The 6,622-nt window shown below is 64.1% G+C and carries 4 protein-coding genes; 3 read left to right on the forward strand and 1 reads right to left on the reverse strand.

Annotation, left to right across the window (positions count from 1 at the left end; all coding sequences use genetic code 11):
- The first annotated feature begins 69 nt into the window (after window positions 1–69).
- Both ACQ4W4_RS26220 and ACQ4W4_RS26225 read left to right on the forward strand, forming a co-directional pair.
- Window positions 70–960 carry a LysR family transcriptional regulator gene (locus ACQ4W4_RS26220; RefSeq protein WP_436544448.1) on the forward strand — a complete coding sequence of 297 codons (891 nt, stop codon included), beginning with the start codon at window positions 70–72 and terminating at the stop codon, window positions 958–960.
- A gap of 207 nt (window positions 961–1,167) precedes the next feature.
- Complete coding sequence (locus tag ACQ4W4_RS26225) at window positions 1,168–2,880, forward strand: methyl-accepting chemotaxis protein (protein WP_436544449.1); 1,713 nt, start codon at window positions 1,168–1,170, stop codon at window positions 2,878–2,880.
- Here the strand turns inward: ACQ4W4_RS26225 and ACQ4W4_RS26230 are convergent.
- Complete coding sequence (locus ACQ4W4_RS26230) at window positions 2,877–3,227, reverse strand: hypothetical protein (protein WP_436544450.1); 351 nt, start codon at window positions 3,225–3,227, stop codon at window positions 2,877–2,879. The genes ACQ4W4_RS26225 and ACQ4W4_RS26230 overlap by 4 nt on opposite strands.
- On the opposite strand from ACQ4W4_RS26230, the gene ACQ4W4_RS26235 reads away from it, so the two are divergent.
- Window positions 3,195–6,419 carry a DEAD/DEAH box helicase gene (locus ACQ4W4_RS26235; protein ID WP_436544451.1) on the forward strand — a complete coding sequence of 1,075 codons (3,225 nt, stop codon included), beginning with the start codon at window positions 3,195–3,197 and terminating at the stop codon, window positions 6,417–6,419. The two genes, ACQ4W4_RS26230 and ACQ4W4_RS26235, sit on opposite strands and share 33 nt — an antisense overlap.
- The last annotated feature ends 203 nt before the right edge of the window (window positions 6,420–6,622 follow it).

The following is a 6,622-nucleotide window of genomic DNA, read 5'->3' on the forward strand; positions in this document are numbered from 1 at the left end:
CGATCAAAGAAAAACAGGCTATAGTTTCACTCTGTGCGGACGTTGACATCCGCAATTAAAAGGAAAACCATGGATAACCTGGCGGGATTCACGGCCTTCGTGCAGGCGGCGGAACTGCGCAGTTTTGTCGCGGCGGGCCGGGTGCTCGGTATTTCTGCCTCGGCCGTGGGGAAAAGCATCGCGCGGCTGGAACAGCGCCTGGGCGTGCGCCTGTTTCACCGCAGCACGCGCAGCATCGCGCTGACGAGCGAAGGCACCGTGTTTCTCGAACGCTGCCGGCGCATCCTGGGCGAGATCGAAGCGGCCGAGCTGGAATTATCGAACAGCAAGAGCGCGCCGCAAGGCCGGCTGCGCGTCAGCCTGCCGCAGGTGGGCAGCCTGCTCAATCCCGTGCTGGCGGCCTTTGCGCGTGCCTATCCGCAGGTGGAACTCGACCTCGATTTCAGCGACCGCCGGGTCGACGTCATCGAAGAGGGCTACGACGCCGTCGTGCGCGCGGGAGAAAGCGCCGACAGCCGTTTGATGAGCCGCCAGCTGGGCCAGTTCCAGCTGCAACTGGTGGCCGCGCCGGCTTATTTGACCGAGCACGGCACGCCGCTGCTGCCCGCCGACCTGGCGCAGCACACTTGTCTGCGGTACAAGTTCCCCAGCAGCGGCAAGGTCGAAGCCTGGCCCCTGCCCGAGTGGCCGGCCTTGCACGCGGCGGGCTTGCCGACTGTGCTCAACTGCAACAATGTCGACACCCTGCTGCACTTTGCCGAAAGCGGCCTGGGCATCGCCGCCCTGCCCGACTTTGCCGTGCGCGCGGCGCTGACGGCGGGCCGCTTGCAGCCGGTGCTGGACGCGCACCGCCGGCATGACGGCGCCTTTCGCATCCTGTGGCCCAGCAGCCGCCACCTGACGCCAAAACTGCGCGCCTTCATCGATTTCCTCGCCACCCACGTGTTTCCGGAAAACTAAGTCCGCCTCCGGCGCCGCGCTCGTTGTTTCCACACGACAACTTAGTTAAGTTGCCAGCAGTTTTTCAGCTTTTCACTGACTTGATACAAGTTTTTGTATTGCAGTGCGGAATTTTGAGGAACAATTACTGGCTGGCTGTCCTTACGTATAAACCCGTAGCCCTGGCCTGTCGACGTTTTCCCTCACTTCCGCAATACGAAAGCAATCATGTCACTTACACAATTCAAAATCGGCACCCGGCTCGGGATCGGGTTTGCTGTCGTTCTCGGCCTGCTGGTGGCCGTCTTGCTCGTCGGCCTGTACTCCATGGGACAACTGAGCGCGCGCACGCACGACATCGTGGCCGACAAGAACGTCAAGATGGCTGCCGCCAATACCATGAGCGACAACGTGCGCAACATTACCCTGGCGATCACCAGCATTGTGGTGGCGCCGACGGAAGCGCTGGTGCAGGCGGAACTGGCAAAGATCGGCGAAGCGCGCAAGAAATACGGCGCCGCCAAGGAAACCTTGCAAAAGAAAATCTCGACGGACAAGGAAACGGCCCTGATGGCCGAACTGGACGCGGCCCTGAAATCGGGCGCGCCGCTGAACAACAAGGTCATCGAGCTGCGCAATGCGGGCCAGACGGAAGAAGCGATCGCCTTTTTGACGCAGCAGGCGGCGCCGAGCCTGAAGATCGTGCTGGGCGCGCTCGACAGCCTGGTCGCGTATGAAGGCGAGCAGGCGGCCCAGGCGGCAACGGACGCCGAGACGCTGAGCGCGAGCGCACGCGCCTCCATGATTGCCCTGGGCAGCGTGGCCGTGCTGCTGGGCGCCTTCGTGGCCTGGATCATCACGCGCTCGATCACCCGTCCCATCAATGCGGCCGTCAGCGTGGCAGAAACCGTGGCCTCGGGCGATTTGTCGTCGCACATCGTCGTCGATTCCAGCGATGAAACGGGCCGCCTGCTCGGCGCCCTGAAAGCCATGAACACCAGCCTGCTGGGCGTGGTGGCGCAAGTGCGCCACGGCACCGATGCGATCTCCACGGCGTCGAGCGAAATTGCCGCCGGCAACCTCGACCTGTCGTCCCGCACGGAAGAACAGGCGAGTTCGCTGGAAGAAACGGCGTCGGCCATGGAAGAACTGACCTCGACCGTGAAACAGAACGCGGACAATGCGCGCCAGGCAAACCAGCTGGCGAAAAGCGCGTCCGAGGTGGCCGTGCGCGGCGGCAGCATCGTCGCGCAAGTGGTCGACACCATGGGCACGATCAATGACTCGTCGAAGAAAATCGTCGACATCATCGGCGTCATCGACGGCATCGCCTTCCAGACCAACATCCTGGCCTTGAACGCGGCCGTGGAAGCGGCGCGTGCAGGCGAACAGGGCCGTGGCTTCGCCGTCGTCGCCACCGAGGTGCGCAACCTGGCGCACCGTTCGGCCTCGGCCGCCAAGGAAATCAAGGAACTGATCGCCGCTTCGGTGGCCAACGTGGACACGGGTTCGCGCCTCGTCAATGAAGCGGGCCAGACCATGGGCGACATCGTCGACAGCATCGTGCGCGTGACCGACATCATGGGCGAGATCACCTCCGCCACGCACGAGCAGACCATCGGCATCGAACAGATCAACATGGCCATTGCCCAGATGGATGAAGTGACGCAGCAAAACGCGGCCCTGGTGGAAGAAGCGGCGGCCGCCTCGCAAAGCATGCAGGAACAGGCGGGCGAACTGGCGCACGTGGTGGGCTTCTTTAAGACAGGCAACCATGCCGTCAGCGCACCCAAGCTGACGCCGGTGCGCACAGCACCGGCAGCGGCAGCGGCAAAAATCGCGCCTCCCGCAGCCCGGCCGGCGCCCGCGCGCAAGGCCGTCGCGGCCGCGCCGGCACGCCGCAGCAACGCCGCCGCCGAGAGCGAGTGGGAAGAGTTTTAAAACACCAGTTTTAATACCAGAGTTTTAACACCCGGCAACATCGCAACGGGGACAGCCAGGCAGGAAGTTGCTGCCTGGCTTTTTTTCGTCCGCCAATACCACTTTTTTTGCGGCAAAGCCCGCGCAATAGACAAAAGTGCAAAACGTGCAGCACGCATACGCTTTACAATCCTCGCTCGCTTTACAAAATATTGGTCATCATGAATCAGGCAGAACAGCAGCGCCTCCTGGCTATCCTGGAGTATTGGCACAAGATCGAATTCTTTATCCCGTTTGACCTGAATCAAATCACGGACGTCGAAGACCAGTCCACCGTGCGTCTCCTCCACCGCGAACAGCTGGCGCAATTGCCGCCGCAGTTCGCCACGCAGTGGCCAGTCCCTTCCGACCGCGAGATCGATGGCTTTTCACTGTTCCTCGGCGTGTTTGACAAGGCCGAAATCAACAAGGCTTGCCCGCCGGCCAACGGTCCGGAAAACATTGCCGACACGGAAAAAACAGAACTGCTGGGACGCTCGTGCTTTGCCCGCATCAACCTCAATGCGCTAGGCGAACCGCAGTTCGATCCCGTGTCCGTGTCGACCTTGCCGTGGGCCCTGGGCCGCGCCCGCACGCCGGACTGGTCGGGCCTGAGCCTGGACGCCTTCAGCGACAGCCAGCTGGCGCTGCAAGACAGCCTGCGCAACTTTGCCGCCACCCGCGCCCCGCAGCCAGTGACGGACGAGGCGGGCAATGTCTCGTCGCCCCTGTCCGGCATGGAAATCGCGGCCCTGGCCGACCTGCTGCGCGACTGGGCCGGTTTCCACCCGTCCGCCGGCCAGCCGCTGGCCGTGCTGGAATTGCGCACACGCAAAAAACGCGCGGCCGCGACGGATGCCGATACATTGGAGTCCAGCCAGAACCGCAGCCTGGACTTCGGCGATGCGGTGGAACCCTCGATCGATATTCTCAACAGTTTTTACCTCGACGATCTGGAACAGATCATCCGCGCCTTGCGTGGCGGCAAGCTACCCGCGACGGTCGCCGCCTACCTGACGCCGCTGGCGCAGGATGAGCGCATCGACCTGTACAGCCCGGCCGGACGCCAGGCGCTGGCCGCCATGCTCAATCCCGCGAACATGAACCGGGGACACTGGCTGGAAGACGCCAGCTACGCCATGAGCCTGATGCAGCAGTTCGCCATCCACGGCGCGCGCACGGGCTTGAGCGAACGCGGCATCTTTTCCGTCAACGGCCCGCCCGGTACGGGCAAGACCACCTTGCTGCGAGAATTGTTCGCCGACAACATCGTGCGCCGCGCCAGCGTGCTGTCCTGCCTGGACCGCGCCGGCGACGCCTTCATCGGCAAGGTGGCCGTGGCTTTCGAAGGCGTGCGCGACCCGATCACGATCGCCCGCTTGCGCCCGGAACTGACGGGCTTTGAAATGGTCGTCGCCTCGTCCAACAATGCGGCCGTGGAAAATATTTCCGGCGACCTGCCGAAACCGAAACAGCTGGGCAAGGAATGGGCGCGCACGCGTTACTTTGAAAGCGTGGCGCGCCGCGTGATGGCCGACGGCAATGGCGCCAACCGCGCCCTGGACGAAACGGAAACGCCGTGGGGCTTGATGTCCTGCGCGCTGGGCAATAGCGCGAACCGCCGCCGCTTCGTCAGCAATTTTTATGACGACGACTGGGACAAGAGCACGGCGCGCAAGACGCCGAACGCGCAGAATATCCGTCAATGGCTGGCCAGTTACCACGGCGTGAGCTTCGCCCAGGCCGCGCGCGAGTTCCGCGAGACGGAACACGTGGTGGAAAAAGCCCTGGCCGAGCACGCCCAGTACGCAGCCCTGTGGCAAGCCGTCGGCACCTGCACGGAAGCCGATTTCATGCAGGCCAGCCAGCAAGCGTTGATTGAAGCCGAGCAAGAGATGGATGCGGCGAATGGCGCCCTGGCCGGCGCACTGGCGCAGCAGGACACCCTGCTCGCCAGCAAGAAGGACTTGCTGGAAGAAGAGCGCCTGGTGGCGCTGACGCAGCCGGGCTTCCTTGCCCGCCTGTTCCGCACGGCCCCGGCGCGCGCCTACAAGGACGCCGTCGTGGCCAACGCCGAAGCGCAGCGCCAGGCCGCGCGCGACGTGTCCGCCATCAAGCTGCTGCTGAAGGGCGAGCTGGAGCCGCGCTGCGAGCGCGCCCGCAACAGCCTGCACATCGCCCTGCGCACGGCGCAGTCGCGCCAGCGCGAGTGGGATGACAGCACGGAACTGCTGCGCCGCGCCCGCATGCGCTTCCCCACCATCATCGCGCCCGCGACCCTGGACGAACTGGACGGCGACGCGCTGCAAATCGGCGGCCTGTGGCATGAACCGGCCCTGGCGCGCCTGCGCTCGCGCCTGTTTGCCAAGGCCCTGGCCCTGCACGAAGCGTGGCTGGCGGAAGTGGCAAAAAAAGGCGGACCCGGCTTTGGCGGCAACTTGCTGGCCGTGTCGAAACTGCTGAAAAACAAGCGTGCCTATGACCAGTCGCACGTCGCCATGGTCTGGCACAGCCTGTTCATGGTCGTGCCTGTCGTGTCGACCACGTTCGCCTCGTTCGCGCGCCAGTTCCAGGGCATGGGGCCTGAATCGCTGGGCTGGCTGTTCATCGATGAGGCGGGCCAGGCACCGCCACAAGCGGCGCTGGGCAGCCTGTGGCGCGCCAAGCGCGCCGTGGTTGTCGGCGACCCGCTGCAGATCGAACCCATTGTCACGGTGCCGGGGCGCCTGGTGCAGACCTTGTCGGCTCTGTCGCCGCATACGCAGGATGGCAGCTACGCGCCAAGCAGTGTTTCCGTGCAGACCCTGGCCGACAGGGCCAACCGCTATGGCGCCGTCGTCGGCGCCGGCAGCGAAAAACCCTTGTGGATCGGCAGCCCGCTGCGCGTGCACCGCCGCTGCGTGGAACCGATGTTTTCGCTGGCCAACAGCATCGCCTACGAAGACAAGATGGTCTATGGCCTGGCTGACCGCACGCCGCCGGCCGGCGCGCGCGGTCTGACGCGGGGCCCCAGCCGCTGGATCGACGCCATCGGCCCCGTCAGCTACAAGCAGGTAGTGCCCGTGCAGCTCGATTTCGTGCTGGAAGTGCTGCTGAAACTGTATCGCCGCGACGGCAAGCTGCCCGACATGTATGTGATCACGCCGTTCAAGGCCGTGCGCAACGAATTGCGCTCGCGCATCGTCGACATGGACTGGGACCGCCGCCTCGGCTATGGCAAGGCGCCGACGGCGCGCGAATTGGGCCAATGGAGCAAGCAGATGGTGGGCACCGTGCATACCTTCCAGGGCAAGGAACAAAGCGTGGTCATGCTGGTCCTCGGCGCCGACGACAGCACGGTGGGCGCCGCGCAATGGGTGGCGGCCACGCCGAACCTGCTCAATGTGGCCCTGACGCGCGCGCAGCACTATGTGTACATCGTCGGCAACCCGCTGCTGTGGGGCCAGTTGCCGCATTTTGCACCGGCGTGCGCGCAATTGCCGCATACGGGCATGCATGAGTTTTTGGTGGAGATGGGCTGATTGGCAGGCGTAGGTCGGATTAGCGCCCCAGCGCGTAATCCGACAACATTGTTGGCCGCTCTTGTCGGATTACGCGCGGCTACGCCCCGCTAATCCGACCTTGTATTCTTCCCCTCATGCCGTTCGTGGTATTGCGAACGGTATCGACCGCTGTCAAAATCTTGGTAGGCATATCAAGACCGGGTAACTGGATGCCGTATCCG

The sequence above is a fragment of the Janthinobacterium glycogeni genome, from assembly GCF_051380725.1.
Classification (GTDB): Bacteria; Pseudomonadota; Gammaproteobacteria; order Burkholderiales; family Burkholderiaceae_D; genus Janthinobacterium.

Excerpts from the sequence above, each read along its gene's own strand:
- ACQ4W4_RS26220 (WP_436544448.1), top strand. The coding sequence starts at position 70 with ATGGATAACCTGGCGGGATTCACGGCCTTCGTGCAGGCGGCGGAACTG.
- ACQ4W4_RS26225 (WP_436544449.1), top strand. The coding sequence starts at position 1,168 with ATGTCACTTACACAATTCAAAATCGGCACCCGGCTCGGGATCGGGTTT.